At 62.1% G+C, this 17,319-nt stretch carries 12 protein-coding genes; 3 read left to right on the forward strand and 9 right to left on the reverse strand.

What is annotated here, in order from left to right:
• Window positions 1-64 precede the first annotated feature (64 nt).
• From glcF to U1A24_RS06145, 3 genes are read right to left on the reverse strand one after another with little or no spacing between them, the layout of a single operon-like run.
• A complete protein-coding gene (gene glcF, locus U1A24_RS06135) occupies window positions 65-1,336 on the reverse strand; it encodes a glycolate oxidase subunit GlcF (protein ID WP_322321091.1) in 1,272 nt (423 codons plus the stop codon).
• Window positions 1,336-2,400 carry a glycolate oxidase subunit GlcE gene (gene glcE / locus U1A24_RS06140; protein WP_322321092.1) on the reverse strand — a complete coding sequence of 355 codons (1,065 nt, stop codon included), beginning with the start codon at window positions 2,398-2,400 and terminating at the stop codon, window positions 1,336-1,338. Before glcE ends, glcF begins: the two co-directional genes overlap by 1 nt.
• Window positions 2,401-2,457: 57 nt before the next feature.
• Window positions 2,458-3,891 carry an FAD-linked oxidase C-terminal domain-containing protein gene (locus tag U1A24_RS06145; protein ID WP_322321093.1) on the reverse strand — a complete coding sequence of 478 codons (1,434 nt, stop codon included), beginning with the start codon at window positions 3,889-3,891 and terminating at the stop codon, window positions 2,458-2,460.
• 108 nt (window positions 3,892-3,999) lie between these two features.
• On the opposite strand from U1A24_RS06145, the gene U1A24_RS06150 reads away from it, so the two are divergent.
• Window positions 4,000-4,683, forward strand: a complete 684-nt coding sequence (locus U1A24_RS06150) for a DUF599 domain-containing protein (protein ID WP_322321094.1) — start codon at window positions 4,000-4,002, stop codon at window positions 4,681-4,683.
• On the opposite strand, the gene U1A24_RS06155 is transcribed toward U1A24_RS06150, so the two are convergent.
• Genes U1A24_RS06155 through U1A24_RS06170 form a run of 4 tightly spaced genes read right to left on the reverse strand, consistent with a single transcriptional unit; the run spans window position 4,664 to window position 11,344 of the window.
• Window positions 4,664-6,733: a hypothetical protein gene (locus U1A24_RS06155; protein ID WP_322321095.1), complete on the reverse strand. Its 2,070-nt coding sequence runs from the start codon at window positions 6,731-6,733 to the stop codon at window positions 4,664-4,666. The genes U1A24_RS06150 and U1A24_RS06155 overlap by 20 nt on opposite strands.
• Window positions 6,730-9,480 carry a DUF4159 domain-containing protein gene (locus U1A24_RS06160; RefSeq protein WP_322321096.1) on the reverse strand — a complete coding sequence of 917 codons (2,751 nt, stop codon included), beginning with the start codon at window positions 9,478-9,480 and terminating at the stop codon, window positions 6,730-6,732. The genes U1A24_RS06155 and U1A24_RS06160 overlap by 4 nt, the downstream gene beginning before the upstream one ends.
• Window positions 9,477-10,343 carry a DUF58 domain-containing protein gene (locus U1A24_RS06165; RefSeq protein WP_322321097.1) on the reverse strand — a complete coding sequence of 289 codons (867 nt, stop codon included), beginning with the start codon at window positions 10,341-10,343 and terminating at the stop codon, window positions 9,477-9,479. Before U1A24_RS06165 ends, U1A24_RS06160 begins: the two co-directional genes overlap by 4 nt.
• Entirely contained in the window at window positions 10,340-11,344 is a 1,005-nt protein-coding gene (locus tag U1A24_RS06170) for a MoxR family ATPase (RefSeq protein ID WP_322321098.1), read from the reverse strand. The genes U1A24_RS06165 and U1A24_RS06170 overlap by 4 nt, the downstream gene beginning before the upstream one ends.
• Before the next feature lie 84 nt (window positions 11,345-11,428).
• Between U1A24_RS06170 and U1A24_RS06175 the strand changes: the two genes are divergently transcribed.
• Together U1A24_RS06175 and U1A24_RS06180 are read left to right on the forward strand one after the other, a co-directional pair.
• Complete coding sequence (locus tag U1A24_RS06175) at window positions 11,429-11,998, forward strand: DUF1285 domain-containing protein (protein ID WP_322321284.1); 570 nt, start codon at window positions 11,429-11,431, stop codon at window positions 11,996-11,998.
• The gene (locus U1A24_RS06180) at window positions 11,998-12,774 is read left to right on the forward strand and encodes a hydroxypyruvate isomerase family protein (RefSeq protein WP_322321099.1); all 777 of its coding nucleotides are present in this window, start codon (window positions 11,998-12,000) and stop codon (window positions 12,772-12,774) included. Before U1A24_RS06175 ends, U1A24_RS06180 begins: the two co-directional genes overlap by 1 nt.
• A gap of 247 nt (window positions 12,775-13,021) precedes the next feature.
• Here U1A24_RS06180 and U1A24_RS06185 read toward each other — a convergent pair whose 3' ends face one another.
• Both U1A24_RS06185 and U1A24_RS06190 read right to left on the reverse strand, forming a co-directional pair.
• Window positions 13,022-16,021: a DNA translocase FtsK gene (locus tag U1A24_RS06185; RefSeq protein ID WP_322321100.1), complete on the reverse strand. Its 3,000-nt coding sequence runs from the start codon at window positions 16,019-16,021 to the stop codon at window positions 13,022-13,024.
• Window positions 16,022-16,033: 12 nt separating this feature from the next.
• The gene (locus tag U1A24_RS06190) at window positions 16,034-17,212 is read right to left on the reverse strand and encodes an aminotransferase class I/II-fold pyridoxal phosphate-dependent enzyme (protein WP_322321101.1); all 1,179 of its coding nucleotides are present in this window, start codon (window positions 17,210-17,212) and stop codon (window positions 16,034-16,036) included.
• Window positions 17,213-17,319 lie beyond the last annotated feature (107 nt).

The following is a 17,319-nucleotide window of genomic DNA, read 5'->3' on the forward strand; positions in this document are numbered from 1 at the left end:
AACGCATGTATCCTCCGGTGTGGTTGCCCGAGCTAGCGGTGAACTGCGGCAGATTTGAGGCGCATCAGCCCAAGGCGCGCGGTTTCGGCCCGCCTGTAGCCCAGTCCAGAAGCTCAACCGTATGCACGATGGGGATGGCAGTGGCAGCCCCGATTTGCATCATGCAGCCGATATTGCCTGCCGCGATGATGTCGGGACGTTTGGCCTCCAGCGTTTGCACCTTGCGGGTGCGAAGCTGCGCTGAAATCTCGGGTTGCAGCAGGTTATAGGTGCCGGCTGATCCGCAGCAGAGATGGCTGTCTGCGGGTTCGACCACGGTGAAGCCCGCGCGCTTCAGCAGGTCTTTTGGCGCGGTCTTGATTTGCTGGCCGTGTTGCAGGCTGCACGCCGCATGATAGGCCACGGTCAGGCCCTTTGCTGCGCCCTCTGGCAGGATAAGCCGTTGCAACAGTTCGGATATATCCAGCGTTAAGGCCGAAACCTCAGCCGCCTCGGCTGAACCGATCATATGGCCGTAATCCTTGACGGTGGTGCCACAGCCAGAGGTGTTGATTACAATCGCATCCAGCCCCGCACCACGTTTTTCCGCGATAAACGCGGCGATATTGGCGCGAGCGGACATATGGCTTTCGGCCTCGCGCCCCATGTGATGCGTCAGTGCGCCGCAACAGCCCATGCCGCGCGGGATTACCACCTCGCAGCCCAAACGTCGCAAAAGGCGGATGGTGGCGTCGTTGATATCGGTATTCAGCGCTTTTTGCGCGCAACCTGTCATCAGCGCCACCCGCATCCGTTTGGGCCCAGTGGACGCAAAGCTTTGCGGATCATCATTGCGGCTGACGGGGGGAATGGTTGCCGGTGCCATCGCCAGCATGGCGCGCAGTCGCGCATCCGGGATCATCCGCGCGAACGGGCGGCCCAGCTTGGCGGCAAACAGCGCGAGCCGGAAGCGGATAGGATGCGGGATTACCTTGGCCAATACCCAACGCAGCAGGCGATCCGACAGCGGGCGTTTGTAGGTTTTCTCGACATAGACCCGCGCCTGATCAATCAGATGCATGTAATCCACGCCGGATGGGCAAGTGGTGGTGCAGGCCAGACAGGACAGGCAGCGATCCAGATGCTTCACCGTGCGCGCATCGGCGGGACGCCCGGTTTCCAGCATTTCCTTAATCAGATAGATCCGGCCGCGCGGGCTATCCAACTCATCGCCAAGCACCTGATAGGTTGGGCAAGTTGCGGTGCAAAAGCCGCAATGCACGCAGGATCGCAGGATCTTGTTGGCCTCTGCCAGTTTGGGGTCTTGCAGTTGAGTTTCGGTGAAATGCGTCTGCATCAGCCCATCATCCCCGGATTGAAAATGCCGCGCGGGTCGAATTTGGCGCGCAGGCCTGCGGTCAGATTAGCCACGGCGGGGGCTTCCGGCGGGAAGGCCGGAACGACTTCCGTCCCCGGCAAGGCCCGCATCAGGGTGGCATGGCCGATGCCCGATACCGCCGCGCGAACATCCGCTGTGCCGTCAGGATCGCGCAGCCAAAGCAAGCCGCCTGCCCAATCGCAGATCGCCTCACAGCCCAAGGCTTGCACCACCCGTACGGCCTCGGTCGGCTTGATCGAGAGCCGCCAGACCGCCCCCGGCTTTTCGGCAAGGCCACGCACATCGCGCAGCGCCGTCCAATCGACCGCCGCTTGCTCATAATCGAGCAAGGCGCAAAGCCTCCCCGCGCGGTATGCGACTGATCCCGCCATGCCTTCCAGCCGGATCATCGCGCTGCCATCCGTCCAAGCCGCGCCAGAAATGTCATAGGGCGATCCAAGCGCTGCCCGCAAATCTGCTAACCCCTGCGGCAAGGCCCGCTCTGCCACCAATGTCACTTCGGCCTCGGGCACCGCTTGGACTTTAAACGACACTTCGGTCAACACGCCCAAAGCGCCATGTGAGCCAGCCATCAGCTTGACCAGATCATAGCCGGTGACATTCTTCATCACCCGCCCGCCATTTTTGATCACGGCGCCCATGCCGTCGACAAAGCGCACCCCCAATAGCGCGTCACGGCAGGCCCCGACCTGCACGCGGCGCGGCCCCGAGGCATTCGCTGCCACCACGCCGCCGATGGTCGAAACGCCATTGCGGCCCAGCAGCCCACGCAAATCCGGCACCTCAAATGCCAAGCGCTGCCGCTCGGCTGCCAGCAACGCATCTATTTCGGCCAGCGGCGTACCCGCGCGCGCCACCAGTGTCAAAGCGCCGGGTTCATAAAGTTCAATGCCGTGCAATGCACTGGTGTCCAAAACCTCACCCAAGGCACGACCCACCCGCCGCGTGCCACCACCCTGGATGCGCAAAGCTTGCGCGCCTTGGATGATGTCGCTGAGTTCAGCTTCTGTTGCAGGCCGCATGGTCATCCTCTGTGCTCAAATATCCTCGGGGGTCCGGGGGGCAAGCCCCCTGGCCTGTTAGCCCGCGCGCCGTCCGGCAGTAACATCCAACGGAAACACCTTCGCCGGGTTCAACAGCCATGCCGGATCGAACACATCCTTGACCTTCAGTTGCGCCTCCATATCCGCCGCGTTGAACTGCACCTTCATCAGATCGCGCTTTTCAATCCCGACGCCATGTTCGCCGGTCAGACAACCGCCGACTTCGACACACAACTTCAGGATATCCGCGCCAAACGCCTCGCAGCGTTCCAGATCGCCGGGTTTGTTGGCATCGAACAGGATCAGGGGATGCATATTACCGTCACCGGCATGAAACACATTGCCAACATCCAGACCGCAAGCAGCGCTCATCTCGCCAATGCGGCGCAGGACGTAGGGTAGGGCCGAGACCGGAATCGTGCCATCCAAGCACATGTAATCATTGATCTGCCCCATCGCGCCAAAGGCAGATTTGCGGCCCAGCCAGATCCGCTTGGCTTGGTCTTCATCAGCGGCCTCGCGGAATTCGACCGGGTTATGCGCCATGGCAATCGCCTTGATGCGGGCCAGTTGCTCGGCGATTTCGGCAGGGCTGCCTTCGACTTCGATGATCAGCAATGCCTCGCAATCGGGGTAGCCTGCCTTGGCGAAAGCTTCGGTGGCGCGGATACAGGGGCGGTCCATGAATTCAATGGCGACGGGCAGGATGCCCGCCTTGATGATGTCGGACACACAGCTGCCTGCAACTTCGTTGCTGTTGAAGCCCACCAGAACCGGGCGGGCGCCTTCTGGCTTGGGCAGAATCCGCAGGGTGGCTTCGGTAACGATGCCAAGCTGGCCCTCTGAGCCGCAGATCACCCCCAACAGATCAATTCCCCCGGCATCCGACCACGGCCCACCGATCTCCACCACCGTGCCATCCATCTGCACCAAGGTCACGCCCAGCAGGTTGTTGGTGGTGACGCCATATTTCAGGCAATGTGCCCCGCCCGAATTCATCGCGATATTGCCCGCGATCGCACAGGCGAGTTGGCTTGAGGGGTCGGGAGCATAGAACCAGCCATCGGCCTCAATCGCCCCAGTCACAGACAGGTTGGTGCGACCCGATTGCACCCGGATGAAACGGTTATCGTAATCGGTTTCCAGCACGGCATTCATCCGGGCGACACCAAGGATCACGCAATCGGCGGTGGGCAAGGACCCTCCGGCAAGGCTGGTGCCAGCCCCGCGCGGCACTACGGGCACGCCGTCTTCATGGCAAATCTGCAAGATGGCGGCCACTTCAGCGGTGGTGCGGGGCAGGACAGCGACCAGTGGCGCGCAGCGGTAAGCCGTCAGCGCGTCACATTCATAGGCGCGGGTTTCCGCAGGATCGCTGATCACCGCGTCGGGTGGCAGCACCGCGCGCAATTTGGCGACAATGGCAGATTTGCGCGCGACGATGGCGGCATTGGGGATCGGCATATCCATAAGCGCCTCCTGTGTGGTCAGAAAATATAACCAATTTTTGAAAATGGCAAGCAACTGTTAGCCCTTCCCAGATTTGCCGCGACCGCATAAGTTTGGTGGATGCAAAGCATGATCAGCATTGGCCCGTTCAGCACCATCGACGCGCTTGCCGTGGCGCTTGCCTTGCTCGCTTGGGCGGGGACCGGCTGGCTGATCGAGCATCCGCCCGCCCGTCGCCCCTCGGTCACCGTGCTGATGAAAGAGTATCGCCGCGAATGGATGCGGCAGTTTCTGACGCGGCAGCCCCGCATTTTTGACGCCTCGATCATCGACAGTCTGCGGCAGGGCACGGCATTCTTTGCCAGCGCCTCGCTGATCGCGATTGGCGGCGGCATTGCCCTGATCGGCAATCCGGCGGCGATTGTTGGGCTGGCAGAAGACCTGACGCTGCCCACCGATGCCACCGGATTGCAACTGCGTGTGCTGCTGGTGATCATGTTTCTGGCCAATGCGGTGTTGAAGTTCATCTGGTCAAACCGGTTGTTCGGCTATTGCGCGATCATGATGGCGGCGGTGCCGAATGATCCCGGCGATCCAGTAGCACCGCATCGGGCGCAGCAGGCGGCAGAGTTGAACATCACGGCGGCGAAAAGCTTTAACCGCGGCCTGCACTCGATCTATTTCGCACTGGGCTCACTGGGTTGGCTGCTTGGCCCCTATGCGCTGATCGCGACTACGCTGCTGACCTCGGCGCTGTTGATCCGACGCGAGTTTGCGTCGGACTCGCGCAAGGTCATGCAGCACGGCGCTTGAAGCGGCCTTCCACCAGCCAAGCCGCTACTGCCAAACCTGCCGCCAGAATCAGCATCAACCAACCGGGCACCAGCGGGCTGATCTGCAGATCTTCGGTGACAAAAGCACCGCGCGGGGTGACGCCGATCCAGCCACGCCCTGCCGCCGGACGACCTTCGCGCACGGTGCGGATTCCGGGCAGACCCGCCTCGATCGGCAAAATACCACCCTCCATGGTCGCCACGATGGGGGCAAGGCCGTCACCCGAAGCCAAGGTTTCCACAAACTCTTTCGGTGCCGAGGGTCCAACCGCCACCACCCGCACCAGATCATCCTGTTGCAAACGGTAAAGCCCCAGTGCCGGAGCTTTCCAATCAGCAGCATACTTGCCGGGCCCTGCGGGCGGCAGCACCAGCTTTTGCTTCACACCATCCGGCCCGGTGATCACCAGCTCGCCCGGCGGCTTTTCAGAAACCGTGCGGCGGGTGATCGTCAGCACATCGGACTTGTTGGTGGCGGTCAATGCTTCTTCTTCCAGTTCGGGTTCCTTCAGCATCCAATGCGCCAGTCTGCGCAGCAGTTCCAACTGTGGCCCGCCGCCCTCATAGCCGCGCCCCCACAGCCAAGCCTGATCCGAGGCCAACACCGCAATGCGGCCTTGATCAACCCGGTCCAGCACCAGCAAAGGCTTGTCTTGCGCGCCCGACATCAGCACCTGACCGCGCAACAGATTGACGTCGATCAGCCGGAACCAGCGGCCCCAACCCTGCGGGGTCAAAGCCTCCAGCCCTTCGGTCACCGGATGGCGGCGGCCAAGATCGGTCAGCTTGGGCTTATAGCCTTCCTCTATCACCTGAGATGTCGGTTCAACGGGCAGGATCTCGGCCAGAGGCGAACGCCACAGGCTGTCCACTGCACCGAATTCCGGGCCGGCAGCCACCAGAACCGTGCCGCCATTCTTCACATATTGCACAACGTTATCAATATATTCCATCGGCAGGATGCCACGCATCCGATAGCGGTCAAAGATGATCAGGTCGAAATCCTTGATCTTCTCGACAAACAACTCGCGGGTTGGGAAGGCGATCAGCGACAATTCCTCGACCGGCACGCCGTCTTGCTTTTCCGGTGGGCGCAGAATGGTAAAATGCACAAGGTCAACAGAAGGATCGGATTTCAACAGGTTGCGCCAGACCCTCTCGCCGGCATGGGGCTCGCCCGAGACCAGCAGCACCCGCAAACGGTCGCGCACGCCGTTCACCTGCACGACGGCCACGTTGTTGCGGTCGGTCAACTCACCCGCCACCGGGGCGACCGAGAATTGCAGCACGTTCATGCCAGCGTGGGGCAGGCGCACGGGCAGTTCCAGATCTTCATTCAGCGGAATGTCGAAGGTCATCGGCGCATCTGAATCGACACCAATCGTCAGCGTCACCATGGCCCCCGCCGAGTCTGGCACAGCGCCCTTGTCTTCGACCTTGAGCTTCAGAATGAATTCCTCGCCCAGAATAGCGAAAGCCGGGGCATCCTTGATGATCAGGTGGCGGTCCCAATCCTGTTTTTTGCCGGTCAAAAGCACCTGAAGCGGGGCGGGCAGGGCAGGGGCAAGCCCCAGATCATGCACTTGCCCATCGGTGATCAGAATTGCCCCGGCAATCCGCGCGCGCGGCTCTTCCGCCATCGCTTGCGCCAGCGCGGTCATCGCCAAACTGCCCGCATCTTCAGGGCCATCGCCAAACCGGATCACCCGCAACTCGGTGTTTTCCAGTGCCGCGACTTCGGCTGTCATCCTGCTGACCGCCGCGTCGATCTGGGCCTTGCGGTCTGACAAAGTTTGGCTGGAGCTTTCATCCATCAGCAGCAAAACAATATCTGACAACGGCTTGCGGTTCTCTTCCTGCAAGGACGGGTTGGCCAGCGCCACGCCCAAAGCCACAAACGCCAACCCCCGCAACGGCCAGCCGCGCAGACCCTTCCACAGAGCAAAGGCAAGCAACAGCGCCGCGATGATCGCCAGCGCCCAGAGGGCAGGCAGAGCGATAAGGGGATCGAAAACAACTGTCCGGCTCATTCGCCAAGCCTTTCCAGCAGCGCAGGCACATGCACCTGATCCGATTTATAATTCCCGGTCAGCACATGCATGATCACGTTGATGCCAAAACGGTAGGAAATCTCGCGCTGATCCTCGCCTGCATAGCCGCGCCCAACCGGAAACATCGGCACCCCTTCAGGATCGGTTGCCCAAGCCGAGGCCCAATCGGCGCTGCCAATGATCACCGGGGTCACGCCGTCATTCAGATTGCGAAACGGCATGCCTTCGGTCTGCTCTGCCGCCGGGTCAGAGGCTTCAACCCAGACCGCACCGCCCGCGAAACGGCCGGGGAAATCTTGTAGCAAATAGAAACTGCGGGTCAGCACATGGTCTTGCGGCATCGGCTCCAGCGCCGGGATATCAAGGCCCGAGGCGATCAGTTGCAGCATTTGACCCTCGGGCGACGTGTCGCCGGAAAAACCCGCGATATCGCCGTCGCGGGTGTCAAACAGGATCATCCCGCCCGTACGCAAAAACCTGTTCAATTTGGCATAGGCTGCCGTTGAAGGGATCGGTTGGTTCGCCGTGATCGGCCAGTAAAGGAAGGGATAGAAGGCGAGATCGTCGGCCTCAAGATCAACCCCCATCGGCCTTTCAGGTTCGACCGCTGTGCGCATCCACAGCTGATCACTCAGGCCAAGCAGACCTGCCTCGGACACCTGATCCATCGTGGTATCGCCGGTCTGGACATAGGCCAGCACCACCCCCCGCGTGGCTTCCAGCGCCTTGATATCATCAGGAACCTGCGCGCGCGCATCGTGCGGCAACAGCAGAGCCAGCAGCACGGTGGCGGTGCGGGCAAGCCCGCCGATCCGGCCCGAAACCCAAAGGGCGGCAAGGATATCCAGCGCCAGCAGGATCGTCGCGGCGGTCAACAGCACACCCTTGAGCGCCTGCGCTTTCACCGTTTCAATACCCTTAATCCCTGTGCCTGCCGGCCATGTGGCAGCGGTGATCGTGGTCTTGGCGCTGATCACGTTCAACGCCACCTTGCGTTCGGTACTGGCGTAAAGTCCGGCAGGCAAGCCGGGGCCGGGGCCTGCACTCATCGCCAGCGCCAGCTTTTCACCCACAACCCCGGCGACTTCGCCTGCGTCACGTTCCACCCCGTAGCCGTCCATGATCTTCTGCGGCACCCATGTCAGCCCTGCCAGATCCTGCGCATCGGGCTGTGCGGGTTTTGTGGATACCGCAAGCCGCTCCAGCATTTGCACGAACAGACCTGACAGCGGCAGGTTCGACCACTCGGCATTTGCCGTCACATGCACCAGCACCACCTGCCCGGCGCCGACTTCTTTGCGGGTGACCAAGGGCGTGCCGTCCGCCAGCGCCGCAATCGTACGTGCGGTCAGGTTCGGATCAGGCTGGGCCAACACTTGCTGGCTGACCATCACGTCATCGGGGATCGTCAGGCCGTGAAATGGCGAATCCTCGGGGAAAGCGGCCAGCGTTTTCGGCTCGCCCCAACTCATCGCCCCGCCAACCGAGCGGCCGCCTTCGCGCAGGCGCACCGGCATCAGCGCATCTTCGTCAACGCGCGACACTTCCGAAGCCGCCAGCCGTGGCCCGGCAAAGCGCAGCAACAGACCGCCCTTCTCCAGCCATTCCAGCAGACCTTCGGTTTCAGCCGGGGTCAGCTTGGCAACATCGGCGAGGATAATCACATCGGGGTTGGCAGGGATCACATCCGACAGGCCACCTTCCATCAGATCGGCAACCGGAACCAAGGCTTGTCGCAGAAAATAGGCCGGTTGCAGCAGCGGCGGTCCCTCACGATCCGGGCCACCACCGATTATCGCGATCTTGCGACGCTTCAGGCTGTCATCCGTCAGGCTGACGGCACCTGCGCTGCGCTGGCCCAGAAGTTCAAACCGGGCGATGCGGTTGCGCAATTCCGGCGGCAGGTCCAGCGCGACTTTGGCCTCGGGAGTGTTTGCGTCAAAGTGCAGGCGGGCCCGCGCCAATTCGCGGTCAATGCCCGAAGGATCGGGTCCGCGCGCGATCACATCCAGATCTGCCGCATCCCCCGGCAGACGCGCGGCAGTAACGGTGATCTTGCCATCTTCAAATGTTGCCGGGCGCAGCGCGAAAACCGGGCGTGGTGACAAAAACGCAGTCAGATCGCCTTTGGCACTCAGCGCTGTCAGCAAGGCATCGCGGCCCGGATGTTCAAGCCCATCCGACAGCCAATAGCTGTCAAAGCTCTCAGCAGGCAGAATTGTTGCCCAATCTTCAAGCGCTTGCGGGGCGAAGGGCTGCGGCTCCATGGCCGCCAATCGGCCCGCCCAAGCCTCGGCAATCTGAAACTCTACCGGCTGCGGAGTATCGGTCAGCCGGATCACGGCAACGGTGCGACCTGCCCGCTGTGCCTCGGTCAGCAACGCATTGGCTTTCTCAAGCCGGCGCGGCCAATCGCGGGCATCCGCCCAGCCGCCGTCCAGCACGATCAGCAGCGGCCCAGAACCGGGCGCGCGGTTTTCCGGGTTCAACACCGGACCGGCAAAGCCGATGATGGCCGCCGTCACCGCCAAGGCCCGCAGCAAAAGGAGCCACCACGGGGTCTTGTCCGCTTGCCGATCTTCATCGACCAGCCCCAGCAGCAAAGCCACAGCCGGAAAGCGGCGGCGGATCGGGGCAGGAGGAATGGCGCGCAAGAGCAGCCAAAGGATCGGCAGCGCGATCAGGCCCCAAAGCAGCCACGGCGCTGTAAAAGCCAGCGCACTCATCGCCCGCCCTCCAAGGCGTTGTAGGCCCAAAGCAGCGCTGTCTGCGCGGATTGTCCGGTGTGGTGGCAGTGATAATGCCAGCCCATTGCGCTGGCCAAAGTAGCAAGGCGGCTTTTGCGCTCGGCCAGACGATCCAGATAACGTGTGCGCAGGTCTCCCGCCGATTGGGTTTCGTGCCGCAAGGAGCCCTGCATTGATTCGAACACGGTGCGGCCCAGATAGGGGAAATCTTCCTCTGCCGGATCAAGCACTTGCAGCAGCACACCGCGCACGCCGCGATCCGCGGCATGGGTCAGCGCGGTTTCCAAAGGGTCAAGATTTCCCAGAAAGTCCGACAGAAACACCGCCCGCCCGTGGCTGACCATGCCGTTCACATCGGGCACACCGTAGTCTTCCGCATCCGCAACCGACAGACCTGCCAGCAAGTCCATGATCTGTGCGCGCCCCGGTTTCGGCACCATGCCTGAAAGGCCCACCCGCTCACCGCTACGCAGCAACAGCACCGACAAAGCCAGCGCCAATAGACGGGCGCGGTCCAGCTTTGGCGCGCGATCTTTGTCGCCGGAAAACGCCATAGAGCTTGCGCCGTCAACCCAAAGCGTCACCGATTGTGCCGCTTGCCATTCGCGTTCGCGCACGAAATGCGCATCGGATCGGGCTGATCTGCGCCAGTCAATCGCGCGCGCGGCGTCCCCCTGATGCGCCGGACGGTACTGCCAGAACTCATCCCCCTGACCGGCGCGGCGCCGCCCATGTTCGCCCAGCATCAGGGTCGCTGCCAGATGCTCGGCCTCTGCCAACAGCGCTGGCAGCGATTGCCCCAGCGTTTCGGCTCGGGCGCGAAGATCGGTGCCTAGGCTCACGCAGCAGCCTCAGTGCGCAGGGCGCGGGAAATCGTGCGATCAATCAAGCTGGACAGGGTTTCGCCACGCGCACGGGCTGCGAAAGACAGTGCCATGCGGTGTTCCAGCACCGGTTTTGCCATCGCGGCCACGTCGGCGATGGAAGGCACCAAGCGGCCATCCAGCAGCGCCCGCGCCCGCACCGTCAGCATCAAGGCTTGGGCAGCACGCGGCCCTGGCCCCCACGACAAGCTGCCCGCCAGATCGCGACCCTCAGGCTCACCCGGACGGCAGGCACGGACGAGGTCAAGGATCGCCTCAACCACCTGATCACCCACCGGCATCCGGCGCAGCACGGTTTGCGCTGTCAGCAGCTCTTCGGCGGTAAATACCTGATGCGCCTCGGTTTCTGTCGCACCCGTGGTGACCAGCAAAATATCGCGCTCATGCGCGCGGGTGGGGTATTCGACATCAACTTGCAAAAGGAAGCGGTCCAGCTGCGCTTCGGGCAACGGATAGGTGCCTTCCTGCTCAATCGGGTTTTGCGTGGCGAGAACGTGGAACGGACGGCCCAAAGCGCGGTGTTGCCCCGCGATGGTGACCTCTTTTTCCTGCATGGCTTGCAGCAAAGCTGACTGGGTCCGGGGCGAGGCACGGTTGATCTCATCCGCCATCAAAAGCTGGCAGAACACCGGGCCTTCGATGAAGCGAAAGGCGCGTGCGCCATCGGAGGCGGTTTCCAGGACTTCCGAGCCCAAGATATCAGCGGGCATCAGGTCTGGCGTGAACTGGATACGGTTGCCTTTCAGACCCATAACGGTGCTGAGTGTGTCCACCAGCAGCGTCTTTCCCAGACCCGGCAGACCCACCAGCAGAGCATGCCCGCCACACAGCATCGCCGCCAAAACCTGATCCACAACCTTGTCTTGCCCGATAAAGCGCTGATTGATCGAGGCCTTCGCCTGCGCCAGCCGTGCGCCTAAGCTTTCGATCTCGGCGACGAGTTGGGTGGGATCGGCCATGACAATTCTCCGGAACAGGTTATATGCTGCCATATGATCCAATCTAGGCGTCGGGTACAAATGGCAAAAAGCGAAGATGCACAAATGATCGTGAAACCGCTGGCCGAAGGGCTGGCTGCGGTACAGGTCGCTGCAAAAAAAGGCCCACCGCCGGTGCATCTGTGGCATCCGCCGTTTTGCGGCGACATAGATATGCGGATCGCAAGGGATGGGAACTGGTTTCACGAAGGCTCGCCGATCGGGCGCATGCCGATGGTGAAGCTGTTTTCCTCTATTTTGCGGCGCGAGGGGGACGAGTATTTCCTTGTTACCCCGGTGGAGAAGGTGCGTATCCGGGTCGATGACGCACCGATGCTTGCGGTGGACTTTGAAGTAGAGGGTGAAGGGCAGAGCCAGCTTTTGCGGTTCTTCACCAAGACCGAGGATGAAGTGGTCGCCAACGCCGCGAACCCGATAAGGGTGGACCGCGGGGCAGGGGGGGAGCCCTCGCCCTATGTTCACATCCGCGCGGGGTTGGAGGCCTTGATCGACCGGAAATCCTTCTATCGGTTGATCGAATTGGGGGTGCATGAGACCCATCAGGGGGAAAGCTGGTTCGGGCTTTGGTCAGATGGCTGTTTCTTTCCGCTGATTCCTTCGCTAGAGCTGCGCTGATGCCTTTATTTGCCGCCAACCTGACCATGCTTTTCACCGAGGTTTCCCCCCTCGATCGCCCCAGTCTTGCCGCGCAGGCGGGCTTTGATGGGGCGGAGATTCTGTTCCCCTATGATTATCCCGCGAAGGAATGGGAGGCCGCTTTGGCTGGCCTGCCCTTGGCGATGATCAACACACCCCCCGGCGACTGGGCGGCAGGGGATCGTGGCTTTGCGGCCGTGCCGGGCGAGGAGACGCGGTTTCGCGAGGGATTCTTGCGGGCGGCTGAATTGGCGTCTCGGCTGGGGGCCGCTCGGGTGCATGTGATGGCCGGGGTGGCGAAGGGGCCGCAGGCGGAGCAGGTCTATACGGAGAACCTGACTTGGGCTGCGGCGCAGGCACCGGACTTGGCGATCACGCTGGAGCCGTTGAACCCGGATGACATGCCGGGGTATTTCCTGAATGACTTTGATCAGGCGGGCCGGATTGTCGAAGATCTGGGGCTGGCGCAGGTCGGTATTCAGTTTGATCTGTGGCACGCCGCTAGAATTCATGGCGATGCGGCGGCGGTTTGGGCCAAGCATGGGGCGCGGGTCAATCATGTTCAGATCGCGGGGTTTCCGAGCCGGAACGAACCGGGTGGCGGTGGGTTTGATTTGACCGGGCTTTGCACCTGCTTGGATGAAAGTGGCTATCAGGGCTGGGTCGCTGCCGAGTATCGGCCCACGCGGGCGACGGTGCATGGGCTGGCTTGGCTGGGGGCTTTGAAGGCGCGGTCGCGGTTGATCGGGGTTTGATTTGCTGCGGTCCCAACGCGGGACCTTTTTTTATTGTTTTGTTTCAATGTGATGGCCTTGCCCCGTTAAGGGATTTTTAAGGTTTGACCCACCCGTGGTGGGGTGAAACCCCACCCTGCGCTTGCATTTTCGCGGGTTGTGGGCTGACGGGGGGAGCCTCCGGCGGGGATATTTGGACCAATGTGAAATGGCAAAACGCGCGCAGTTTCCTGCGCGCGTTTTGGTTGGTTTGCTGTGGCGTTTCCCCTCAATGCTCTGGCAGCAGAATCTCGCGTTTGCCGACATGGTTGGCGGGGCTGATGACCGAGTGTTCTTCCATCTGCTCGACCAGTTTGGCGGCTTTGTTGTAGCCGATGCCGAGTTTGCGTTGGATGTAGCTGGTGGAGCATTTGCGGTCTTTGGCGACGATGGCGACGGCCTGGTCGTAAAGGCTGTCGTCGAGGCCGTCGGAGCCAAGGCCCAGCAGGCTGTCGATTTCAGCGGCGTTCTCGTCTTCAGGGCCTTCGATCACGCCCGACATATAGACCGGCGGGCCGTAGGATTTCAGGTGGTTGACGATTTCTTCGACTTCTTCATCGGAGACAAACGGGCCGTGGATACGGCTGACGCGACCGCCGCCTGCCATATAGAGCATGTCGCCCATGCCGAGCAGTTGTTCGGCACCTTGTTCACCGAGGATGGTGCGTGAGTCGATTTTCGAGGTCACCTGGAAGGAAATCCGGGTCGGGAAGTTGGCTTTGATCGTGCCGGTGATCACGTCAACAGATGGGCGCTGGGTGGCCATGATCAAATGGATGCCCGAAGCGCGGGCCATTTGGGCAAGACGTTGAATACAGGCTTCAATTTCCTTGCCCGCGACCATCATCAGATCGGCCATCTCATCGACCACCACCACGATGTAGGGGATGGTGACGGGCTGGAATTCATCGGTTTCAAACATCGGCTCGCCGGTGTCTTCATCGAATCCGGTCTGGATGGTGCGCTTGAACATCTCATTCTTGGCCAGCGCTTCACGCACGCGGCCATTGTAGCCTTCGATGTTGCGCACGCCCATTTTCGACATTTTGCGGTAGCGCTCTTCCATTTCCGACACCACCCATTTCAGGGCAACGACGGCTTTCTTCGGGTCGGTGACGACCGGGGAAAGCAGGTGCGGGATGCCGTCATAGACGGAGAGTTCCAGCATTTTCGGGTCGATCATGATCAGGCGGCATTCTTCCGGGCTGAGTTTGTAGAGCAAGGACAGGATCATGGTGTTGATGGCGACGGATTTGCCGGAACCGGTGGTGCCTGCGATCAACAGGTGGGGCATTTTGGCAAGGTTGGCGACGATGGGATCGCCGCCGATGTCTTTGCCAAGCGCTAGCGGCAGGCGCATGTTGCTGTCGCCAAAGTCACGCGCAGCGATGATTTCGCGCAAGACTACCTTTTCGCGGGTGGCATTCGGGAGTTCGATGCCGATCACGGTGCGGCCCGGAACAGTAGAGACGCGGGCGGAAAGCGCGGACATCGATCGCGCGATGTCGTCGGCAAGGCCGATGACGCGGCTGGCTTTCAGACCGGGAGCGGGTTCGAGTTCGTACATGGTGACGACGGGGCCGGGACGCACAGAGACGATTTCGCCTTTGACGCCGTAATCATCCAGCACGTTTTCCAACATGCGGGCGTTTTCTTCGAGGGCTTCGTCGGAGAGCGCGTGGCGTTGCACCGAGGATGGCGGGGTGAGCAGCGACAGCGGCGGCAGCTCGTAAGCCGGGGCGGGATCGTCGAAGCGCAGGCGAGGTTGCGCCTCGGCTGCCGCGCGGGCAGAGGGGGCGATGGGTTTTTTCACCGCATGCTGGACGACCGGGCGACGCTCGGGCGTGGGGACAGGGCGGGGGGGGGCAACGGCGGGGGTGTAATCGTCGGCGTAGTCGTCTTCGTCAGCGGCGTAATCATGGGCATCGTCGGTCAGGGTAAAGCTGTGATCTTCCGGCAGATCAAAGGCTTGATCGTCTTCGGTTTCGACGAAAGCGTTGTGCAACGGGGCTTTGTGCAGTGGAACGACGGGGGCTGTGACCGGTGGCTCGATCCGCGTGATCGGGCGGGTGTCGGCGATCAGCGGAGCCGGGCCGCGCGGGCGTTGCAAAGGCGGTTCGCGGCGCTGGATGGCGGCTGCGAGCGGGGAAAGCTGCGCTTCGGGCGGGCGGGTGCGTGAGCGGATGGCGTCGGAAATCCGCGACTTGATGCGGTCGTCCGATGGCATGTCGGCGTGATCGGCGGCATCCGAGATGGTCGGTTCGATCAGTTCGGGCTCGGGATCAACCGCGCGGCGCATCAGGGCGGGCATCCGTGCCAGAAGCCCGAGCTTTTCGCGCGGCGGGGCGTATTGTGGGGCCTCGGCCAGTGGTTCGGCATAGCGGGCATCGGCGCGCAGGGTGGAGGGGCGGCCGAAACCTGCGGCCTCTACGCTGGGCTCGGCGCGGCGGATGGTGGAGGTGGCGCGGTCTTCGCGCCAATCGGCGGGGGCGCGCAGGGTCTCGTCCGGGCGGGCGGCTTCGGCGGCGTTGCGGCGGCGGCGGGCGTGGATGGCGGCAGCGGCGCGGGTGGTGCCTTGCGCGCCTTTGCCAGCGGCGCCGAGCAGGATGGAATAGCTGTAGATCAGGCTGGTGATCAGAAAGCGGAAACCGGCGCGAATCTCGGGGAAGTTGAAGCCGGTGACGAACAGCATGAGGGCAATCATCGCGGCACCCGAGGCCAGCGAGATCAGTTTCAACCCGACGGCCGAGCCGCCGGGAATGATGTTCATCAAGGCACCAACCACGGTGTCGCCGAACAAACCGCCCATGCCGAAGCTGTGCACCCACATGGCGGAGGGCAGCAGGGTGGCGGCGTAGATCGAGGCCATCGCGATGGCGATCACGGCAAAAACCATGCGCGAGACGGCACGCTCGGCCCCGCGGTGGAGGACGAAACGCAGGCCCCAAGCGCTGAGGATCATCGGGATCGCCCAAGCGCCTTTGCCGCCGATGATGATCAGGGTGGAGGCGAGGGCGGCCCCGAAGCGGCCCAGCGTGTTGGCGGCGGGTTCATCCGTCGCGACCATCCAGCCGGGATCTTCGGGCGAATAGCTGCCCAGCATCAGCATGAACAGGAAGGCAGCGGCGATCAGGGCGAGGCCCAGTAATTCACGCCCGCGGCGCTCCAGCATTGCCGTGGTGCCTTGGTCGAGAAGCGGATCGCGTTGCCGTGCTTGATAAGATGCCATGTTACCCTGTCCTCAACCGTAGAGGCAGTCGCGGAGTTGGATCAGCCCGCGCTGCATTTCTTCTTTGGGGGCCACGAGGGCGACCCGGATATAGCCTTTGCCGGGGTTTTCCCCGTTTGCATCGCGCGACAGATACGCGCCGGGGAGAACCCGGACGCCGGTTTCGCGCCATGCTTTGAGGGCTGCTTGTTCGCCGTCATTGACGGGCAGCCAGAGGAAGAAGCCGCCTTCGGGGGTTTTGAAGCCCTGAAGGCCTGCGAAAATGTGGTCCGCTGCGTCGAATTTCGCGTGATAGAGCGCGAGGGAGGCAGCGACGTGTTGATCATCGTTCCAAGAGGCCTCGGAGACCTTCTGGATCGGCAGCGGCAGGGGGGCACCGGCGAAAGAGCGCAGTTTGCGGATTTGCGCGATGCCTTTTGCACCGCCTGCCACGAAGCCAGAGCGCAGGCCGGGGAGGTTGGAGCGTTTGGAGAGCGAGTGGAAGGTGAAGACCCGCTCGGGGTCGGCATTGATGGCTCGGGCGACTTCGAGGATGCCGGTGGGGGCGGTGTTGCGCCAGATTTCACTGTAGCACTCATCGGCGAAGATGGTGAAATCGTGTTTCTCGGCCAAGGCCAGAAGGTTTTTCCAATAGTCTGCGCTGGCGACGGCACCCTGCGGATTGGCGGGCGAGCAGATGTAGGCGATGGTGACGCGGTCGAGGATTTCGGCGGGCAGGCCTGCGTAATCGGGCAGGAACCCGGTGGCGGCGGTGGCGGGGACGTAGAGCGGTTCGGCCCCGACGGTGACAGCGGCCACGGCGTAGACTTGGTAGAACGGGTTCGGCATCAAGACGATGGGTTGTTTGCCGTTTTTGGTTTCCGGGCAAAGCGCGATGCAGGCATTATAGAGGCCTTCGCGGGTGCCGTTCAGCACCATCAACTGATCTTGCGCCATTTTCGCACCGTAGCGACGCTTGATCCAACCGGAAATTGCCGTCAGCAATTCGGGCGTGCCGTCATTTGGCGGATAGATCGCGAAATCTTGGATATTGGCCGCCAGAATAGGCGCGACAAAGTCGGGAATCGGGTGCCGGGGCTCTCCGATGGTCATGGAAATGGTCTCACCGCCGGGCGCATGTGCGTCCAGAAGCTTCCGCAAGCGCGGAAACGCATAATCCGGCAGGTTCGAAAACCGCTTAGGAAACGCCATTACTGCCTCATCTCAGGGTCATATCGCCCCGTTCTGGATCACGATAACCAGATCATGCGGGCGCGTCCAGAAAAACCCATATGGGATATGGGCTTGGGGCGTGGGGT

Origin of the sequence: Cypionkella sp. (genome assembly GCF_034376685.1) — a bacterium.
Classification (GTDB): Bacteria; Pseudomonadota; Alphaproteobacteria; order Rhodobacterales; family Rhodobacteraceae; genus Cypionkella.